The organism is Streptomyces sp. NBC_00400, from assembly GCF_036048035.1.
GTDB lineage: Bacteria > Actinomycetota > Actinomycetes > Streptomycetales > Streptomycetaceae > Streptomyces.
Genome location: NZ_CP107940.1, coordinates 384,288 through 402,053 on the forward strand (window position 1 = coordinate 384,288; position 17,766 = coordinate 402,053).

Sequence of the window (17,766 nt, forward strand, 5' to 3'; positions counted from 1 at the left end):
CACAAGGGTGGGGAGCACGACCATGGAAAGCACCAAGCACAGCGGCCGCCAGCAGACGGCGACCGAGCGCAGACGGCGGGAGTTGCTGGAGGCCGCCGAGCGCATTGTGCTGCGCGACGGCCCGGACGCATCGATGAACGCCATCGCCGCCGAGGCCGGCATCACCAAGCCGATCCTCTACCGGCACTTCGGCGACAAGGGCGGCCTGTACCGCGCCCTTGCCGTACGGCACACCGACGCCTTGCTGGCCAACCTGGCGACCGCGCTGGACGCACCCGTCCTGCGCCGGGACCGGGTCGAGGCCACCCTCGACGCCTACCTGCTCGCGATCGAGGCCCGGCCGCAGGTGTACCGCTTCCTGATGCACCCGTCGGACGAGGACAACGCGTCGGAGTCGGGCTTCGACGTCGGACGGCACTCCGCCCCGCTGCTGCGCCGGCTCGGCGAGGAGCTGGCCAAGGTGATCACCGACCGGCTCGACCTGGGACCGGGCGGCGAGCTGACGGCACGCGTATGGGGCCACGGCATCGTCGGCATGATGCACGGGGCGGGCGACTGGTGGCTGCGCGAACGCCCTTGTTCACGCGAGCAGTTGGTCACCCAGCTGGCCGATCTGCTCTGGGGCCAGCTGGCCGCGGTCGAGGACCGCGAGGGCGGCCCCGGCTTCTGAGTGCCGTGAGCCCGGCCTTTTGAGCCCCGGAGGGTGTGACGACGGGAGGCGCCCGGCCGTTCAGCGGCCGGGCGCCGCCGTCGCGGCCCACGGGGCCCTGGCCGCCGCGCGCAGCGCCCGGCGGCGGCGCAGCCCGGTGAGGTGGTCGACGTACAGCCCGCCGTCGAGGTGGTCGCACTCGTGCTGGAGGCAGCGGGCGAAGAAGCCGGTGCCCATCACGGTCCTCGGCTCGCCGGTGACGCCGAACCCGGTCACCAGGGTGTGGTCGTGGCGCGGGGTGCCGGCCTCGATGCCGGGGAGCGAGAGACAGCCCTCGGGCCCGCGGATGACCGGGCCGTCGGTCTCGACGAGCCGGGGGTTGACGAGGTGCCCGAGATGGCGGCGGTCCTCGTCGTCGGGGCAGTCGTAGACGAAGACCCGCAGCGGGACGCCGATCTGATTGGCGGCGAGGCCCACACCGTGTGCGGCGTACATCGTCGCGTACATGTCCTCGACCAGCCGGGCCAGCTCGCCGTCGAAGGCGGTGACCTCCCGGCAGGGCTCGGTCAGAGCAGGATCGCCGAGCAGGCGCAGCGGGCGGACCCGGCCGGAAGAGCCGGGGATGGTGCGGTCGGGCATGGGGGTAAGCGTACGGTCCGGCGCGCCCGGGATGTCGCCGGACGGGTGGCGGGGTTCGGGCCCGGGGCCGGATCTCGATAGGCTGATCCCCGACCGAAGCCTCGGCCGGTCATCGGCTGCGGAGGAAGCGTTCCACCGGCAGCCTCAGGGCAGGCGGGCGCCGGATGCAAGGAGGATCAAGGACGATGGCAGGCAACACGGAGCCGCTGTCGCCGCGGGCCAAGCTGGCCGTGACGGCGGGCAAGGCCGCGGCGGCGGTATCGCGCGCGGCGGGCCGCGGCAGCGGATCGGTGATCGGTGGCCGGGTGGCGCTCAAGCTCGACCCCGACCTGCTGGCGCGGCTGGCACGGCACTTGGACGTCATCCTGGTGTCGGCGACCAACGGCAAGACGACCACGACGCGACTGATCGCGGAGGCTCTGCGGGCCAGTGGGCCGGTGGTCTCCAACGCGCTCGGCGCCAACATGCCGGCGGGCATCACCTCCGCGCTGGCCGGTGGATCGGACGCCAAGTACGGCGTCATCGAGGTGGACGAGAAGTACCTCGCCGGTGTGGCACGCGATGTGACACCGAAGGCCATAGCGCTGCTGAACCTCTCGCGCGACCAGCTCGACCGCGCCGCGGAGACCCGGATGCTGGCCGAGCACTGGCGGGAGGGTCTGGCCGGTTCCAAGGCCCTGATCATCGCCAACGCGGACGACCCGCTGATCGTCTGGGCGGCCTCGTCGTCCGCGAACGTGGTCTGGGTCGCGGCCGGGCAGGAGTGGAAGGACGACGCCTGGTCCTGCCCGTCCTGCGGTGGTGTGATGCAGCGGCCGAGCGAGGACTGGTTCTGCGCGGAGTGCGGCTTCCGCCGCCCCACGCCCAGCTGGGCGCTCTCCGGCGATCATGTCCTGGACCCGCACGGCAGCGCGTGGCCGATCAAGCTGCAGCTGCCGGGGCGCGCCAACAAGGCGAACGCCACCACGTCCGCAGCGGTCGCCGCCGCCTTCGGGGTGCCGCCGCAGGTGGCCCTGGAGCGGATGTACTCGGTGCAGGCGGTGGCCGGGCGCTATGACGTGGTCACGTTCATGGAGCGGGAGCTGCGGCTGCTGCTGGCGAAGAACCCGGCCGGCTGGCTGGAGACGTTCTCGCTGATCGACCCGCCGCCGACCCCGGTGATCATGTCGGTGAACGCCCGCGGCGCGGACGGCACGGACACCTCCTGGCTGTGGGACGTCGACTACACGCGGCTCGCCGGACACCCGATCTTCGTACTCGGCGACCGCAAGCTGGACCTGGCGGTGCGCCTGGAGGTCGCGGGGCTGGACTTCCACGTGTGCGAAAGCCTCGACGAGGCGGTGGGGATGGCGCCGCCCGGACGGATCGAGGTCATCGCCAACTACACGGCCTTCCAGGACCTGCGCCGGCGCGTGGGCAACTGAATGCGGTCCACCGACGTGAGGGACAAGGACGAGCGACATGAGTGACAACTGCCTGCGCCTGGTGTGGATCTACCCGGACCTGCTGAGCACGTACGGCGACCAGGGGAACGCCCTGGTGGTGGAGCGGCGGGCGCGTCAGCGCGGCCTGGACGTCCAGCGCCTGGACGTACGGTCCGACCAGCAGATTCCCACCTCCGGCGACATCTACCTGATCGGCGGCGGCGAGGACCGGCCGCAGCGGCTGGCGTCCGAGCGGCTGATCCGCGACGGCGGGCTGAGCCGTGCGGTCTCCAACGGCGCGATCGTCTTCTCGGTCTGCGCCGGGTACCAGATCCTGGGTCATGAGTTCATCAACGACCTCGGGGAGCGGCAGGAGGGCCTGGGGCTGCTGGACGTGGTCAGCACCCGCGGCGAGGCCGAGCGCTGCGTCGGCGACGTACTCGCCGACATCGACCCGCAGTTGGGGCTGCCGCCGCTGACCGGCTTCGAGAACCACCAGGGCGTCACCCACCTGGGCAAGACCGCCCGGCCGTTCGCCAAGGTGCGGTTCGGCAAGGGCAACGGCGTCGGCGACGGCTACGAGGGCGCGTGGAACGACACCGTCTTCGGGACGTACATGCACGGGCCGGTGATGGCACGCAATCCGCATATCGCGGATCTGCTGATCAAGCTCGCGCTGGACGTCAATGCGCTGCCGCCGGTCGAGGACCGCTGGTACGAGGCGCTGCGTCAGGAGCGGATCGCCGCGGCGACCCAGCCTGCCTGATACCGCTTCCTCCCGATCCGGACGGTTCGCCGATATGTGACACCTGCCGGTCTTGACCCCTTTCCGTACGCCCGCAGTCCCGCACTGCGGGCGTACGTGTGCCCGGCGGCCCCGCGCTTGTAGGGTGAGCGGAATCCAACCGGACGACGGGGTCCGGGCCCCCGGTTGAGTTGCAGAGGGTTTTTCGAGCAATGCGTATTGGTGTACTCACCTCCGGCGGCGACTGCCCCGGTCTGAACGCCGTCATCCGCTCCGTCGTCCACCGCGCCACCGCCGATCACGGCGATGAGGTGATCGGCTTCCGTGACGGCTGGAAGGGCCTGCTGGAGGGCGATTACCGCAAGCTCGACCTCGACGCCGTCGGCGGCATCCTGGCGCGCGGCGGCACCATCCTGGGGTCCTCGCGGGTACAGCCCGCCCATCTGCGCGACGGCGTCGAGCGGGCCCGCGGCCACGTCGCCGAGCTGGGCCTGGACGCGATCATCCCGATCGGCGGCGAGGGCACGCTGAAGGCGGCGCGGCTGCTGTCGGACGCCGGGCTGCCGATCGTCGGCGTACCGAAGACCATCGACAACGACATCGCCGTCACGGATGTCACGTTCGGCTTCGACACCGCGGTGGGGGTCGCCACCGAGGCGCTGGACCGGCTCAAGACCACCGCCGAGTCGCACCAGCGGGTGATGATCGTCGAGGTGATGGGGCGGCACACCGGCTGGATCGCGCTGCACTCCGGCATGGCGGCCGGCGCCCACGCCATCGTGGTGCCGGAGCGGCCCTTCGACATCGACGAGCTGACCGCGCGGGTCGCCGAGCGGTTCGAGGCCGGGAAGAAGTTCGCGATCGTGGTCGTCGCCGAGGGTGCCAAGCCGCGCGAGGGCACCATGTCCTTCGACATCGGCGGCAAGGACATGTACGGCCATGAGCGGTTCGCCGGTGTCGCCCGGCAGCTCTCCGTGGAGCTGGAGGACCGCCTCGGCAAGGAGGCCCGTCCGGTGATCCTCGGGCACGTCCAGCGCGGCGGTACGCCGACCGCGTACGACCGGGTGCTGGCCACCCGCTTCGGCTGGCACGCCGTCGAGGCCGCGCACCGCGGCGACTTCGGGATGATGACGGCGCTGCGCGGCACCGACATCACGCTGGTGCCGCTGGCCGAGGCCGTGGAGACGCTGAAGACGGTGCCCTCGGAGCGCTACGACGAGGCCGAGTGCGTGCTGTGACTCCGCTGACCTCAGCGCGATAGTTTCGTGCTGCACGAACCGCCCCCGGCCATTGCACCGCTATGCGGCCCTGCCGCACGGCCCGGCCGGGGGCGGTTCTAGTCTTGTCGCCGGAGCATTGGTACGAATCAGGAGCGAGCGGATGGATCACAGCGGGCACGGCATGGACGGCATGAACATGGATCTGCCGCCGTTCACGCTGTCGCGGGGCCTGGAGTTCGGCGGTGATCCGTTCTTCCTCGTCGGCTGTCTGCTGGGACTCGGCCTGTACGGCTGGGCGGTGATGCGGCTGCGGCGGCGGGGGGATGCCTGGCCGGTGGGCCGGACCGTCGCCTGGGCCCTGGGCGTGGTGACGGTGGCCCTGGTGATGTGCACCAAGCTCAACGACTACGGCATGGCGATGTTCAGTGTGCACATGGTCCAGCACATGGTCATCAGCATGCTCTCGCCGATCCTGCTGCTGCTCGGGGCGCCGGTGACGCTGACCCTGCGTGCGCTGCCGCCCGCCGGGCGCGGCCGCAAGGGGCCGCGCGAGCTGCTGGTGGCGCTGCTGCAGAGCCGCTACCTGCGGATCATCACGCACCCGGCGTTCACCATCCCGCTGTTCATCGCGAGTCTCTACGCGCTCTACTTCTCGCCGCTGTTCGACTTCCTGATGGAGTCCCGGGCCGGGCACATCGGGATGATGGTGCACTTCCTCGCGGTCGGCCTGGTGTTCTTCTGGCCGATCATGGGCGTCGACCCGGGGCCGCACCGGCCGGGCCATGTGATGCGGATTCTGGAGCTGTTCGCGGGCATGCCGTTCCATGCCTTCTTCGGTATCGCCCTGATGATGGCCAGCGAGCCGATGGTCGACACCTTCCTGCACCCGCCGTCCTCGCTGGGGATCGAAGCGCTGGCCGACCAGTCGGCGGCCGGCGGTATCGCCTGGGCCTTCAGCGAGATCCCGTCCGTGGTGGTGCTGATCGCCCTCGTCTTCCAGTGGCACAAGTCCGAGGAGCGTCAGTCGCAGCGCGCCGACCGGGCCGCCGACCGCAACGGCGACAAGGATCTCGCCGAATACAACGCCTACCTCGCCTCGCTCCACGCACGGAGCCGATGACGAGCGCACCGCTCTGGCGGTACGGGCCGCGGCCGGGGACGATGGTCCCATGGCCGCGGCCCGCGCTATGGCGTACCGGGCCGCCATGAGGAGGGTGCGGGTATGCCCGGATCTGCTAGGACGATGGCCGTGTGCACGGTGGGCGGGCTGGTGGTGGCGACCGCCTACACCGTGGCGATGGGCGCCAATGGCTGGCTCTGGTTCTCCTGGGTGGTGCTGGCTCTGGTGACGATCGGCGTGGCGGCGGCGCGGCCGGTCTGACCGGCGTGGTGGCGCACGGCAGGTCCGGGCCGGTCGGTGCGGCGGGGAGGTGCGGGCGCACGCCTCGACAGCGTCAGAAGCGGAACAACGGCCCGGTCGCGGCGTCCATCGTGCAGGCGTTGGGGAAATCCTTGTGCCAGTTCACCGGGACGCCGCGCCAGGTGCCGATCGCGGTGGCAGTCATCGGGTCGTACTCCCTGGTGCAGGCCTGCGGGTGGCCGGGCAGTGCGTCCAGGTTCCCGCGCGCCCAGGTCAGCGCATCGCAGGCGGCGGCCGCGTGCGGATGCCTGCCGTGGACGTCCGGGCAGTTGAGCCGTACCCCCCGGCTCCAGGTGTTGCCGGCCCCGGACACCGTCAGCAGCAGACCCTGATCGCCGGCCGGCAGCTCATCGGCGTGCGCCGGACCGGCGGAGAGCGTGCCGAACAGGGCGGCGGACACGGCGGCGAGCGCGGACGCGCTCACGGTCAGGGTGGTCCGGAGGGATCGGCGTCTTGGGCTCACGGGCATCGATGTCTCCTGGGAAGCTCGGTGGGATCGCCTGCCGGAGCCTGACGGCGACGCGTGGCGCCCGGCGGCCCCAGGCCACCTCGCCGGGCCCCGGCGGGCAAGCGGCCACGCCGCGAGGTCGCCCGTACGGACCTTCGATTGCCGCCCTGGAGACAAGGGTGGCCGGCAGCGGAGGAGGCGGCTCCGCTGCCGGCCACCCGGACCGGGATCAGCCCACACGCTCGATCCGGGCGTTGCGGATCAGGAACTTCCCCTCCTCACGCACCTGCTCGAAGGCCGCGTTGTTGAGCAGGGCACAGCTGCCCGAGGCGGACGTCACGGAGACCGTCGTCGACTTGTTGTTGTCCAGGTTGGTCACCTTCAGTTTGGTCCCGACGGGGAACTGGTCACTGGATGCCGCCGGGGCGCCGCCCTCGCCGGAGAGGGTCACCGTCGAGCCGGCGCAGACCACATCGCCGTCGGCGGCCGGCGGGTCGTCCGAGGCCGGCGGGGCAGCGGAAGCGGAGGCGTCACCGGAGGCGGACGGGGCCGCCGACCCCTGTGGTGCTTCCGAGGCGGGCGGGGCGCTGGAGGCGGGCGGCTGGTTGCCCGTCGGCGGAGCGCCCGCGGCGTCATCCCCGCCCTGCCCGCCGGAGCAGCCGGCGGCTTTCTGCTTGACCTGGATCTCCTTGATCACGGCCTCGCGGTTGGCGATTCTTGCCGCCGACTGGGCGTCCGGGTTCGCCTTCTGGTCGGCGATGAACTTCTCGTTGTTGCTCAGGGCGGTGGCCAGTCCGTCGCACGCCACGGAGGCCTGGCTGGTGCCGGCGGTGGCGATGGCGATGCCGCCGACCAGTGCGGCGGCGCTGACACCGATGACGATCTTCTGACGCGTGCCGACTCTCTTCTTCCGGGACATCTCCGACTCCTGTCCTCGGCCTGGACCCTGGGTTCAGGCTCGGTCTCCGGGCAATACGGCGAGTCAACCCCGCTGCATTCAAGGGGAGTTCAAAGTTGTCCACGGATGCCAAAGCGGGTACCGAAGAGACCTGCGGGCCTGCGAGGATGTCCCGGTGCGCGTGCTGATGCCGGTCCCCGACCGCGATTTCGATGTCACTGAGGTGGCAGTGCCCTGGCGACTGCTCACCGATGCCGGCCACCGCGTCGTCTTCGCCACCGAACAGGCCGGTTCCCGGCCCGCGTGCGATCCGCGGCTGCTGACCGGCGTCCTCTTCGGACAGCTCGGCGCCGCGGAACAGCCCCGGCGCTTCTACGAAGAACTCACCCGGAGCGAGGAGTTCACCGCGACCGTCGGCTGGGCGGAGCTGGCCCCGGAGGAGTACGACGGGCTGATCCTGCCGGGCGGGCACGCACCGGGGATGCGGCAGTTCCTGGGCTCGGAGGTGCTGCGGCGGCAGGTCGGCAGGTTCTGGGCGCTGGACCGGCCGGTCGGGGCGATCTGCCACGGTGTGCTGGTACTGGCCCGGGCACAGGAGGCGTCCACCGGCCGCAGCCTGCTGGCGGACCGGCGCACGACCTGTCTGCCCAAGTACATGGAGCGGTCGGCGTATCTGGCCACCGCATGGCGGCTGGGCCGCTACTACCGCACCTATCCGGCGTATGTGGAGGACGAGGTCAGGGCCGCGCTGACCGGACCGGACGCCCGCTTCGAACGGGGGCCCAGGGTCCTTGCCGCGCGCGGCACCGCGACCGACGACTCCGCTGCCTTCGTCGTGCAGGACGGGCGCTATCTCTCGGCGCGCTGGCCGGGGGATGCCTATCTCTTCGGACGCCGGTTCCAGGCGCTCCTGGAGGCCCCACGGCGGTGAGGTGGCGGCGACGGTGAGATGGCAGCCGCGGTGAGATGGCAGCCGCGGCCCGTTGGCCGGCTGGGACGGCCCGTCGGCGGACCGTTGGCGTGTCCACCGGGGCCGGCCCGCCGGGCTCCGAACACCAAGCACCAGGCACCAGGCACCAGGCACCGAAAACGAGACAGCATCGATCCGACCGAAGGTGGTTACCGCCACCGACACTTGCCCATAGACTCACTGGCCTTCCCCGGGCACCCCGTGTGACCTGGAACGATGTAGCCGCCCGGGCAAGCCGACGGAAGGGGAGCTGTCCTGTGCTCTACCAGGTGCTGAAGTACCTGCTTCTGGGGCCGTTGCTGCGGCTGGTGTTCCGGCCGAGGATCGAAGGGCTCGCTCATGTGCCGGAGGAGGGCGCGGCGATCATCGCGGGCAATCACCTGTCGTTCGCCGATCACTTCGTGATGCCGGCGATCGTGCCGCGCCGGGTGACGTTTCTGGCCAAGGCCGAGTACTTCACCAGGCCCGGCCTGAAGGGGCGGCTGACCGCGGCGTTCTTCCGGGGCGTCGGGCAGATTCCGGTGGACCGGTCCGGGGGCCGTGCCTCGCAGGCGGCGATCTCTTCGGGGCTCTCCGTGCTGCGCAAGGGCCGGCTGCTGGGCATCTATCCGGAGGGCACCCGCTCGCACGACGGCCGGCTCTACAAGGGGCGCACCGGCGTCGCCTCGATGGCCATCAAGGCCGGGGTGCCGGTGGTGCCGTGCGCGATGATCGGCACCTTCGAGGCACAGCCGACGGGCCGGCGGCTGCCGCGCATCATGCGGATCACCATCCGCTTCGGCGCACCGCTGGACTTCTCGCGCTATGCGGGGCTGGAGGACGAACGCATGGCGCTGCGTGCCGTCACCGACGAGATCATGTACGCGATCCTCACCCTGTCGGGTCAGGAGTACGTGGACACCTACGCGGGCGAGGCCAAGGCCGCGGCGCAGGCACAGGCACGGGGGCGGGCGCACGGACGGCGAGGGCACGGCAAGGGTCCAGCGGACTGAGCGGGGGCCGGGTCCCGGGCGTTCCCCTTGCGCCGACGGCGAACCGTACTGCCGCCGCCCGCTGACGGTCCGTAGGGTCCGGTCATGGCTTCAGGCAGAGCAGTGGTGATCGGGGCGAGCGGGCAGATCGGGCGGGCGGCGGTGCGGGCCCTGGCGCGGGACGGCTGGGAGGTGCGGGCCGCGTCCCGAGGCGGCGGACGCGATGACTCCTGGCCCGAGGAGGTCCGCCCGGTGGCGGTGGACCGGGAGGACGACGCGGCACTGGCCGGACTGATCGGCGAGGGCTGTGACGTCCTGCTGGACTGTGTGGCGTACGGGGCCGCGCACGCGCAGCAGTTGACCACGTTCGCGGACCGGATCGGTTCGGCGGTGGTGATCTCCAGCGGCTCGGTGTACGAGGACGGCCAAGGGCGCGGTTTCGCCACCATGGGCGAGCCGGACGGCGCCCCGGCCTATCCGCTGCCCCTCCCGGAGTCCCAGCCGACCGTGCCCCCCGGCGACGAGAACTACTGCACCCGCAAGGCGGCCCTGGAGCAGGCGTTGCTGGCGCAGGGCGACCGGCTGCCGGTGACCCTGCTGCGGGCCGGCGCCATTCACGGGCCGTACAGTCCCCTGCCCCGTGAGCTGTACTTCGTCAAGCGGGTCCTCGACGGACGTCGGGTGCGGGTGCTCGCGTACGGCGGCAGCAGCTTCCACCCCGTGCATGTGGACAACCTCGCGGAGCTGGTCCGGCTGGCGGCTCGCCGGCCGGGCACCCGGGTGCTCAACGCGGGGGATCCGCAGGCGCCCACGGTCGCCGGGATCTCGGCGGCGGTGGATGCCGTGATGGGTGCGCCCCGGAGCGAGGTCGTGGCGGTGGACGGTGCCCCGCCCTCGTCCGGTGTCGGCGACACCCCCTGGTCGGGCCCGCACCCCATCGTCTACGACATGGCCGCGGCGGAGCGCGAGTTGGGCTACCACGCGGTGACGACGTACGAGGAGTCGCTGCCGGAGACGGTGCAATGGCTGACCGACCGGGTCACGGGGCGCAACTGGTGGGAGGTGTTCCCGGTGATGGCCGGCATCTACCCGGACGAGAAGATGTTCGGCTATGCGGCCGAGGACCGCTGGCTCGCGGAGCGGGGCCGGCAGGGCTGAGGCCGGCGGCGGACAGGCGGCGAGCGGCAGGCGGCAGGCGGCAGGCGGCAGGCGGCAGGCGGCAAATCCGATCGCGCGGCGCGCCACCGGCCCTTAGCTTGATCACCATGAGGAATCGGATACGGGGGTGCCGACGATGAGCGCCCGGCTGCGTGGCATCGCACAGGAAACGGAACGGATCGTGGCGGCGGGTGCGTACCGCGCACCGGACGGACGGCTGGTGGAGATCGCCGCGGCGGTCGGACGGGCCCGGGCCGGGACCCGGCTGTACGGACCGCAGCCGGTTCCCGTGGAGGCGCCGTCATCGGCGGTGCGCACGGTGTTCGAAGTGACGGCGGAAGGCAGCCTCACCGCCGGCCGGCGGCTGGCCGGGACGGGTGCGGGGCCGCTCGCCGTGCTGAACTTCGCCTCCGCGCGCAATCCGGGCGGCGGGTACCTCAACGGTGCGCAGGCCCAGGAGGAGGCGCTGTGCCGGGGGTCGGCGCTCTACGCCTGTGTGCGCGAGGCCCCGGACTTCTATGCCGCTCACCGGGCGGATCCGAGCCCGTTCTACAGCGACCGGGTGATCCTCTCCCCCGCTGTACCGGTCTTCCGCGACGACCGCGGCACGTTGCTCGACGTGCCGTACGAAGCCGGCTTTCTGACGGCCGCCGCGCCGAACGCGGGAGTGATCGCGCGGCAGCGGCCGGACGAGAGGGGCCGGGTGGCGGCGGCACTGGCGGAGCGCGCGGAGCGGGTGCTGGAGGTCGCGGCGGCCGGCGGGCACCGTCAGCTGGTGCTCGGCGCCTGGGGCTGCGGGGTGTTCCGCAATGAACCGGCCGAGGTGGCACAGGCATTCGCAGCCGCACTGCTGGACGGCGGCCGGTTCACCGGCTGGTTCGACCGCATTGTGTTCGCCGTGCTGGACCGCCGGGAGGACTCCCCCACCCGAGCCGCCTTCTCCGCGGTGTTTTCGGCGTAAGCGGTGGTGGGGGGCCAACCGGGCCGAGAGGACCGAGCGCCCTCGCGCCCCGGCGACGGAAGCGGCGGCCGGGAGGATTCCCGGCCGCCGCTCCGTACCGTCACATCATGCCGTCATGTCATGCCGACATGTCATGCCGGTGGTGTCCCCGCCGTTACCAGGCAACGCCCGGAAGGTCGGAGGCACCCTTGGCGGCGGCCTTCGCCTTCGACTTGCTCGGCTGCGGCGTGGCGTGCGGAGCGCACGTCACGTCCTTGGCGTCGGTCTTCCCTTCCAGGAAGTACGCGTCGACCCGGTCGTTGATGCAGGGGTTGACCTGACCGGTGACACCGTGCGATCCGGCGTCCCGCTCGGTGATCAGACGCGAGCCCTTGAAACGGTGGTGCAGCTCGACCGCGCCGTCGTACGGCGTGGCCGCGTCACGGGTGCTCTGCACGATCAGAACACTCGGCAGCCCCTTGCCGGTCCGGACCTCGACCGGTCGCTGCTGCTTGACCGGCCAGGTGGCGCAGGGCAGGTTCATCCAGGCATTGGACCAGGTCATGAACGGTGCCTGCTGGTGGATGCGGGTGTTGTCGCGGTCCCACTTCTGCCAGCTGGTGGGCCACTTGGTGTCGTTGCACTCGACGGCCGTGTAGACGGCGTTGCCGTTCTCCGCCGAGATGTTGCCCCCGAGATCCAGAAGGTTCGGGCCGGCGTTCTCCACCAGTGGCTTGGTGTCACCGGAGAGGTACGCGCTCCAGACCTCGGCGACCGAGGCCCACATGGAGTCGTAGTACGGAGCGTTCTGGAAGAAGCCGGTCAGCTCGGCGGGGCCGACGACACCGCTGATGGGGTTCTTCTTGGCGGTCGCGCGCAGCTTCTCCCACGCCGCCTGAACCTTCTCGGGGGTGGCACCGATGTGGTACGTGGCGTCGTTCTTGGCGACCCACTTCTTCCAGTCGCCCCAACGGGTCTCGAAGGCGACGTCCTGGTCGAGGTTGGCCTGGTACCAGATGTTCTCGCGGGCCGGGTTGACGACGCTGTCGACGAGCATCCGGCGCACGTGGTCCGGGAAGAGCGTTCCGTAGACGGCGCCCAGGTAGGTGCCGTACGAAACACCCAGGTAGTTGAGCTTCTTCTCACCGAGCCCGGCACGGATCACATCGAGGTCGCGGACGGTGTTCTTGGTCGTCATGTACGGCAGCAGACCGCCGCTGCGCTCGGCGCAGCCGTCGGCGTACTCCTTGGCGAGCTTGCGCTGGGCGAGCTTGTCGGCCTCGCTGCCCGGCACCGGGTCGGCCTTGGGCGCCTTGACGAACTCCTGCGGGTTCATGCAGGAGATCGGCGCGGAGTGACCCACGCCCCGGGGGTCGAAGCCGACAAAGTCGTACGCCTTGGCGGTCTTGGCCCACAGGGGGCTCTTGGTGGTGATGCGGGCCGGGAACTTCATACCCGAACCGCCGGGTCCGCCGGGGTTGTAGACGAGGGCGCCCTGACGTTCCTTCTTGCTGCCGGTGCTGACGGCCCGGTCCACCGCGATCTTGATCGTACGGCCGTTGGGCCGTGCGTAGTCGAGCGGGACCGTGACATAGCCGCACCGGATGGGCGACTTGAGGCCCCAGTCGGCAGGGCAGGCCTGCCAGTTGATGCCTTTCTTGGCCGCGCGCGCGGCGGCGATCGCCACACCGCGCGCTTCGGCAGAACCGCGCTGGTGCTTGTCGCCCGCACTGGCGGGCGTGGCGGATATCGCTCCGGCGAGGAGCGCGCCGGTCACCAGGGTGCCGGCGGCGCCGAGCGCTGCTGTTCTTCTCACGTGGCTGATTCCCCCTGCGTGGGATGCACTGGTGGCGGGATGGTTCACAGACTTACGGAGGGATCCTGACCTGTGGCCTCCCCTCCTGAACAGGCCTGACGCACACTTCTTTACCAACCTGTAGGTTTTTTCGACGCCGTCGGAGACGGTCCGTGGGAGTGCGGGCGTCCGCGGGCCGCGGAGTGCGGCGGGTGCTGCGCCGACGCCTCGGCAATGCGGACGCAGGACCCGCCGAACGACCTGCGAACGGCCGAAGAGCGCAGCCCGACCTCACCATTCCGGCCAACGAACCAGGGCGTCCGGTCGGAATCCCGTGTCACCCCCACCCCACCCGTGGGACCCTCAACGGGGCTGCGGTGACGCGGTGTTGACGGGGTAACAGCGCAGCTCGTTGCCGGGTGAGCCCACTCGGCACAGGGTGCACCGCCCTGGGTGACCTGCTGGAGTACGGCACGGCGCAATGGCTCCCGGAGGGGCGCGCAGGGGCGAGAATACGTCAATTGCCGTAGACCTGCCCATCGGGCATGTGCCAGCCGCACACCTTCAGTAACCTTCCGTGAAGGCTCTCCCACTCACCGCCACAAGGGAGGGCTTCGGCGTTTTCACGCCGCGTACGGGGCCGTCGCGAAGGAGAGCCGAAGTGCCGGGTATCGATCAGGTGTTGTCCCAAGCAATGGGGATCCCCGGCGTTCGATGCGCCGGACTGATCGACTGGACCAGTGGTCTGACCCTCGGTACGGCCGGGCAGGCGCCGCATAACGATCATGACGCGGCCGCCGCGGACACCGCCGAGTTGGTGCAGACCGTCGCGCGCAACGCCACCTTCGACACCGCCGGCGCCACCGGACCGGACCTCGAAGACCTCATCATCACGGCTGCGGGAAGCTACCACCTCATCCGTTTTGTGCACACGGCCTTCGACAGTCAGACCTATCTCTACCTCTGGCTGGACCGCACACAGGCCAATCTCGCCGTCGCCCGGCTCCGACTGCGCGATCTGGCGGCGGAGCTGGTCGCGTCCTGACGGCGTGCTCCGCCACACCGCACGAACGGTAAGGGAACAGCCATGGGCCTGCCCATATCTCCTCACCCGCCCGCACCGGCCGGGCTGCTCGACCGGTGCGCCGCCGAACGCGTCACCGGCGCCCTCAGCGGCCCGCACGGCTGCCTCTACCTTCTCGACGGTGCGGTCTACTGCATCGAGAGCACCACCGCCCCCGGACTCGGCCCACGGCTCACCGCGTCCGGCAAACTGCCGCCGGACGGCTGGCAGTACGCCGCCGAAACGGCAGGGCCACAGCAGGACGGCGGCCAATTCCTGGTCAGCAAGGGATGGCTGTCCCAGGGGGAGCTGGAGATATGCCACCTCGCCGCGCTGCTCGACGCCGCATTCTTCGCCCTGCCGCTGCCTCCCGAGGCCACCTCCTTCACCCCCGGTGCCGGGCACTGGCTGGGTGTCATACGCCCCGTCAGCGTCCTCGCCCTCCAGCAGGCGACGGCCCGCCGCCGACTGCTGCTCGACCGGCTCCACCCCTGGGCGGCGGTCGACTCCTCACCCGTCGTCCCCGTCCACCCGCGCATCCCGGCCCCCACCACCAGCCGCCAACGGCGGCTGCTCGACCACGCCGACGGCCGGCACACGCCCCATGAACTGGCCCGGGTGCTGGGCCAGTCCGCGTTCGGGACACTGCTCGACATCCGCCGTCTCGCGGCCGTCGGTCTCGTCCACATCCCCCGGGCGCCCACCCCGCTCCCCCGGCGGCGGCCCGGCGCCTGTCTGAACGGCCCCGTCCCCGTCGCCGCAGGAGACACCGCAGCGACCTGGCAACTACCGGCACCGGATGTCCTCGATACCGCCGATCCGGATATTGCCCTCCTTGTCCGACTGCGTACGGCGTTGGAGGAAAACCTGTGAGCCCTTGCGCACGAAGACCGTGCACCCCATGAGGCGCGTCATCAGAAGGCACGCCGTGAAAAGGAGACTGATGACGATAGAACCCCGGATACGGGAGGAATTGCATACGCTGCGCGATCAAGTACGCCATTTCCAGGGCGGGATGGTGGCGAGCGTGGACGGCATGGTGATCGCCCATGATCTGCCGGATATCGAGCCGGACGGCCTGGCCGCCCTCACCGCCGCGGCGATCGGCGTCGCCAAACGACTCACCGACGCGACCGGACAGGGCGCCTTCGAGGAATCCCTGACGCGCGGCGCCGACGGATATATCGCGGCCTATTCGGCCGGACGACGGGCGGTCCTGACCGCCGTGGCAAGCCCGGACACCAACGTGGGGCGGCTCCATCTGCAGGCCAGAAGGGCCGCGGAGCGGATCGGCGCCCTGGTGGACGCGCCGCCCCGTCGATAGGAGCCCCCGCCAGAGACCCGCACCCGCTCCCCCACCCGTACTCGCATCCGCACGAACGCAGAACCCGGAAGTCCGGAAGTCCGGAAGTCCGGAAGTCCGGAAACCCATACACCGCACGCGCCCGGCTTCACCATCAAGGAATCGAAAGGTCTGAACCCCTCATGGCTCAACTGGAATCCGCTCTCGCCGACGCGATGTCGACCATCGAGGGCGCGGTCGGCGTCGCCCTGGTCGACTACACCAGCGGTATGGCCCTGGCCACCCTGGGCGACAAGCAGGCTCTGGACCTCAATGTCGCGGCGGCCGGCAACACCGATGTCGTACGGGCCAAGATGCGCACCATGGAGATGCTGGAACTCCAGGGTGCCATCGAGGACATGCTCATCACCCTGACCTCGCAGTACCACATCATCCGCCCGGTGACGGGAAAGAGCGGCAGCGGCCTCTTCCTCTATCTGGTGCTGGACCGCAAGCGCGCCAACCTTGCGCTGGCGCGCCTCCGCCTCGCCCGCCTGGAGTCCGATCTGGAGGTGTGAGGCGGCGCGGCCGCCGTCACCCGGCGGCCTCGTCCAGCAGGCGCCGCAGCCGCAGCGCGTCCGGGGCCACGGCCGTGGCCAGTGCCCCCGGGCCCGCAAGCGGTGCCAGTACGCCCTGCCCCACGCCGTCGCCGGACCGCTCGCCCGCCACGCCGCCGAGCAGCCGCACCTCGACCGGCCGCTCCTCGAACTCCGGTCCGATGACCAGGAGTTGACCGAGAGCGCGGTGCCCGTCCAGGACGGCCGAGGTGTCCCAGCCGGGGACGCCGGGCCCGTACGCCGTCTCCTGGTCGAGCAGGGTCCGGCCGGCCCGGCGGACGGTGAGCCGGCTGCGCAGGGCGCCGGTCGGCTCCCCGCTGCGGCCCAGGACCTGTTCCTCGCGCAGCACCAGGCGTGCGGTGGGGGCCAGCTCGACGGTGGTGGTCATCCGCAGGTCGCTGCCCGCCGCCGAGATCAGCGGTTCGGGCAGCCAGTCGAGCCGTGCGCCGTCGCCCACCGTCAACCACACGTCGTAGCGGGCGTGTTCCCCCGTACGGCCGGGCAGCGCGACGGTCGCGGCGGCGGCCGTGAGGTGCAGCGCGCTGCCCGCCTCGGCAGTGGCCTCGATGCCCAGCCGGTCGCCGCCGAGCGGGGCGCTCATGGCGCCCACGACGCAGACCCGGGCCTGGTTGCCGTACCCGCGGATACGGCGCAGCGCGAACGGGCCGTCGCCGTCGAGGACGGGCAGCCGGGTGGTCCCCTGCCCGTCGGCCCGCGCGACGATGCGGGCGGTGGCGCACAGCCCGGCAGCGGCGCGGCCCGTCTCCGGCGTGGGAAGTGCGAGGGTCATGCCGGGCTCGCTGTCCAGTCGGCCAGCCGTCCGCGGACCCACTCCGCCACCGGCCGGACACCGTTCTCCGACTTCAGGGCGGTGAAGGCGACGGGCAGCTCGCCGCGCTGCGCCTTGGCGTCGCGGGCCATGCCCTCCAGGTCCACGCCGACGTACGGCGCGAGATCGGTCTTGTTGATGACGAGCAGGTCGGCGGTGGTGACGCCGGGGCCGCCCTTGCGCGGGATGTCATCGCCGCCGGCCACGTCGATGACAAAGATCTGGGCGTCGACCAGGCCCTTGGAGAAGGTGGCGGTGAGGTTGTCACCGCCGGATTCGACCAGGACGAGATCGAGCGCGCCGGCCCCCGAGGAAGAAAACACGGACTCCAGGTCCTCGACGGCTTCGAGGTTGGCGGAGATGTCGTCGCGGATGGCGGTGTGCGGGCAGGCGCCGGTCTCGACGGCGGAGATCCGCTCGGCGGGCAGGACGGCCTCGCGGAGCAGGAATTCGGCGTCCTCGCGGGTGTAGATGTCGTTGGTGACGACGGCGATGGACAGCTCGTCGCGCAGGGCGCGGCACAGCGCGGCGACGGTGGCGGTCTTGCCGGTGCCGACCGGGCCGCCGAGACCGATCCGCAGGGCGCGGCGGGTGCCGTCGGGGCGTACCGGGCCGGCGGCGCTGTAGGTGTGGCGCTCGGGGAAGGTGTCCTGGTGGTCGAGGTGCATGGTCACTCCGGTGGTGGGGGGCAGCGGCGC

General features: G+C 71.2%; 20 protein-coding genes. 14 read left to right on the top strand and 6 right to left on the bottom strand.

Translation table 11 applies throughout. From position 1 onward, the window contains the following. Window positions 1-22 precede the first annotated feature (22 nt). On the top strand, window positions 23-670 hold the full coding sequence (locus OHS81_RS01690; RefSeq protein ID WP_328381744.1) for a TetR family transcriptional regulator: 648 nt from the start codon (window positions 23-25) through the stop codon (window positions 668-670). A gap of 60 nt (window positions 671-730) precedes the next feature. Here OHS81_RS01690 and def read toward each other — a convergent pair whose 3' ends face one another. Continuing rightward, window positions 731-1,288: a peptide deformylase gene (def, locus tag OHS81_RS01695; RefSeq protein ID WP_328381746.1), complete on the bottom strand. Its 558-nt coding sequence runs from the start codon at window positions 1,286-1,288 to the stop codon at window positions 731-733. A gap of 185 nt (window positions 1,289-1,473) precedes the next feature. On the opposite strand from def, the gene OHS81_RS01700 reads away from it, so the two are divergent. The 5 genes from OHS81_RS01700 to OHS81_RS01720 all read left to right on the top strand — a co-directional run bounded on the left by OHS81_RS01700 (window position 1,474) and on the right by OHS81_RS01720 (window position 6,058). Next, complete coding sequence (locus OHS81_RS01700) at window positions 1,474-2,712, top strand: MurT ligase domain-containing protein (RefSeq protein WP_328381748.1); 1,239 nt, start codon at window positions 1,474-1,476, stop codon at window positions 2,710-2,712. A 37-nt stretch (window positions 2,713-2,749) separates the two neighbouring features. After that, window positions 2,750-3,478: a type 1 glutamine amidotransferase gene (locus OHS81_RS01705; protein ID WP_328381750.1), complete on the top strand. Its 729-nt coding sequence runs from the start codon at window positions 2,750-2,752 to the stop codon at window positions 3,476-3,478. 191 nt (window positions 3,479-3,669) lie between these two features. Continuing rightward, window positions 3,670-4,695 (top strand): 6-phosphofructokinase, encoded by a 1,026-nt coding sequence (locus tag OHS81_RS01710; RefSeq protein WP_328381752.1) that lies wholly within the window; start codon window positions 3,670-3,672, stop codon window positions 4,693-4,695. A gap of 142 nt (window positions 4,696-4,837) precedes the next feature. Next, complete coding sequence (locus OHS81_RS01715; RefSeq protein WP_328381753.1) at window positions 4,838-5,797, top strand: cytochrome c oxidase assembly protein; 960 nt, start codon at window positions 4,838-4,840, stop codon at window positions 5,795-5,797. A 102-nt stretch (window positions 5,798-5,899) separates the two neighbouring features. Further along, window positions 5,900-6,058 (top strand): hypothetical protein, encoded by a 159-nt coding sequence (locus OHS81_RS01720; protein WP_328381755.1) that lies wholly within the window; start codon window positions 5,900-5,902, stop codon window positions 6,056-6,058. 73 nt (window positions 6,059-6,131) lie between these two features. Here OHS81_RS01720 and OHS81_RS01725 read toward each other — a convergent pair whose 3' ends face one another. Together OHS81_RS01725 and OHS81_RS01730 are read right to left on the bottom strand one after the other, a co-directional pair. Then, entirely contained in the window at window positions 6,132-6,521 is a 390-nt protein-coding gene (locus OHS81_RS01725; protein ID WP_328381756.1) for an SSI family serine proteinase inhibitor, read from the bottom strand. 253 nt (window positions 6,522-6,774) lie between these two features. Then, window positions 6,775-7,464 (bottom strand): hypothetical protein, encoded by a 690-nt coding sequence (locus tag OHS81_RS01730; RefSeq protein WP_328381758.1) that lies wholly within the window; start codon window positions 7,462-7,464, stop codon window positions 6,775-6,777. A gap of 154 nt (window positions 7,465-7,618) precedes the next feature. Between OHS81_RS01730 and OHS81_RS01735 the strand changes: the two genes are divergently transcribed. The 4 genes from OHS81_RS01735 to OHS81_RS01750 all read left to right on the top strand — a co-directional run bounded on the left by OHS81_RS01735 (window position 7,619) and on the right by OHS81_RS01750 (window position 11,503). Further along, complete coding sequence (locus tag OHS81_RS01735) at window positions 7,619-8,374, top strand: type 1 glutamine amidotransferase domain-containing protein (RefSeq protein WP_328381760.1); 756 nt, start codon at window positions 7,619-7,621, stop codon at window positions 8,372-8,374. A gap of 296 nt (window positions 8,375-8,670) precedes the next feature. Further along, window positions 8,671-9,405 (top strand): lysophospholipid acyltransferase family protein, encoded by a 735-nt coding sequence (locus tag OHS81_RS01740; RefSeq protein ID WP_328381762.1) that lies wholly within the window; start codon window positions 8,671-8,673, stop codon window positions 9,403-9,405. 84 nt (window positions 9,406-9,489) lie between these two features. Then, complete coding sequence (locus tag OHS81_RS01745) at window positions 9,490-10,542, top strand: NAD-dependent epimerase/dehydratase family protein (RefSeq protein WP_328381764.1); 1,053 nt, start codon at window positions 9,490-9,492, stop codon at window positions 10,540-10,542. Between the two features lie 136 nt (window positions 10,543-10,678). Further along, window positions 10,679-11,503, top strand: coding sequence for a TIGR02452 family protein (locus OHS81_RS01750; RefSeq protein WP_328381766.1), 825 nt, complete (start codon window positions 10,679-10,681; stop codon window positions 11,501-11,503). Window positions 11,504-11,657: 154 nt separating this feature from the next. Here OHS81_RS01750 and OHS81_RS01755 read toward each other — a convergent pair whose 3' ends face one another. Next, on the bottom strand, window positions 11,658-13,298 hold the full coding sequence (locus OHS81_RS01755) for an alpha/beta hydrolase (RefSeq protein ID WP_328381767.1): 1,641 nt from the start codon (window positions 13,296-13,298) through the stop codon (window positions 11,658-11,660). 640 nt (window positions 13,299-13,938) lie between these two features. Between OHS81_RS01755 and OHS81_RS01760 the strand changes: the two genes are divergently transcribed. From OHS81_RS01760 to OHS81_RS01775, 4 genes are all read left to right on the top strand, one after another. Continuing rightward, on the top strand, window positions 13,939-14,322 hold the full coding sequence (locus OHS81_RS01760) for a hypothetical protein (protein ID WP_328381769.1): 384 nt from the start codon (window positions 13,939-13,941) through the stop codon (window positions 14,320-14,322). Between the two features lie 42 nt (window positions 14,323-14,364). After that, entirely contained in the window at window positions 14,365-15,213 is an 849-nt protein-coding gene (locus OHS81_RS01765) for a hypothetical protein (protein WP_328381771.1), read from the top strand. A 70-nt stretch (window positions 15,214-15,283) separates the two neighbouring features. Next, the gene (locus OHS81_RS01770) at window positions 15,284-15,664 is read left to right on the top strand and encodes a roadblock/LC7 domain-containing protein (protein ID WP_328381773.1); all 381 of its coding nucleotides are present in this window, start codon (window positions 15,284-15,286) and stop codon (window positions 15,662-15,664) included. Between the two features lie 161 nt (window positions 15,665-15,825). After that, window positions 15,826-16,200: a hypothetical protein gene (locus tag OHS81_RS01775; protein ID WP_328381775.1), complete on the top strand. Its 375-nt coding sequence runs from the start codon at window positions 15,826-15,828 to the stop codon at window positions 16,198-16,200. A gap of 16 nt (window positions 16,201-16,216) precedes the next feature. Here the strand turns inward: OHS81_RS01775 and OHS81_RS01780 are convergent, their stop codons facing one another. Together OHS81_RS01780 and ureG are read right to left on the bottom strand one after the other, a co-directional pair. Next, on the bottom strand, window positions 16,217-17,029 hold the full coding sequence (locus OHS81_RS01780; protein ID WP_328381776.1) for an urease accessory protein UreD: 813 nt from the start codon (window positions 17,027-17,029) through the stop codon (window positions 16,217-16,219). Then, entirely contained in the window at window positions 17,026-17,736 is a 711-nt protein-coding gene (gene ureG / locus OHS81_RS01785; RefSeq protein ID WP_328381778.1) for an urease accessory protein UreG, read from the bottom strand. Before ureG ends, OHS81_RS01780 begins: the two co-directional genes overlap by 4 nt. Between the last annotated feature and the right edge of the window lie 30 nt (window positions 17,737-17,766).

What these genes read in the sequence shown, in the direction of transcription:
- OHS81_RS01765 (WP_328381771.1), top strand. Translation starts at nt 14,365, where the DNA reads ATGGGCCTGCCCATATCTCCTCACCCGCCCGCACCGGCCGGGCTGCTC.
- OHS81_RS01730 (WP_328381758.1), bottom strand. Translation starts at nt 7,464, where the DNA reads ATGTCCCGGAAGAAGAGAGTCGGCACGCGTCAGAAGATCGTCATCGGT.
- OHS81_RS01775 (WP_328381775.1), top strand. Translation starts at nt 15,826, where the DNA reads ATGGCTCAACTGGAATCCGCTCTCGCCGACGCGATGTCGACCATCGAG.
- OHS81_RS01710 (WP_328381752.1), top strand. Translation starts at nt 3,670, where the DNA reads ATGCGTATTGGTGTACTCACCTCCGGCGGCGACTGCCCCGGTCTGAAC.
- OHS81_RS01700 (WP_328381748.1), top strand. Translation starts at nt 1,474, where the DNA reads ATGGCAGGCAACACGGAGCCGCTGTCGCCGCGGGCCAAGCTGGCCGTG.
- ureG (WP_328381778.1), bottom strand. Translation starts at nt 17,736, where the DNA reads ATGCACCTCGACCACCAGGACACCTTCCCCGAGCGCCACACCTACAGC.
- OHS81_RS01690 (WP_328381744.1), top strand. Translation starts at nt 23, where the DNA reads ATGGAAAGCACCAAGCACAGCGGCCGCCAGCAGACGGCGACCGAGCGC.
- OHS81_RS01745 (WP_328381764.1), top strand. Translation starts at nt 9,490, where the DNA reads ATGGCTTCAGGCAGAGCAGTGGTGATCGGGGCGAGCGGGCAGATCGGG.
- OHS81_RS01780 (WP_328381776.1), bottom strand. Translation starts at nt 17,029, where the DNA reads ATGACCCTCGCACTTCCCACGCCGGAGACGGGCCGCGCCGCTGCCGGG.
- OHS81_RS01705 (WP_328381750.1), top strand. Translation starts at nt 2,750, where the DNA reads ATGAGTGACAACTGCCTGCGCCTGGTGTGGATCTACCCGGACCTGCTG.
- def (WP_328381746.1), bottom strand. Translation starts at nt 1,288, where the DNA reads ATGCCCGACCGCACCATCCCCGGCTCTTCCGGCCGGGTCCGCCCGCTG.
- OHS81_RS01720 (WP_328381755.1), top strand. Translation starts at nt 5,900, where the DNA reads ATGCCCGGATCTGCTAGGACGATGGCCGTGTGCACGGTGGGCGGGCTG.
- OHS81_RS01715 (WP_328381753.1), top strand. Translation starts at nt 4,838, where the DNA reads ATGGATCACAGCGGGCACGGCATGGACGGCATGAACATGGATCTGCCG.
- OHS81_RS01750 (WP_328381766.1), top strand. Translation starts at nt 10,679, where the DNA reads ATGAGCGCCCGGCTGCGTGGCATCGCACAGGAAACGGAACGGATCGTG.
- OHS81_RS01770 (WP_328381773.1), top strand. Translation starts at nt 15,284, where the DNA reads ATGACGATAGAACCCCGGATACGGGAGGAATTGCATACGCTGCGCGAT.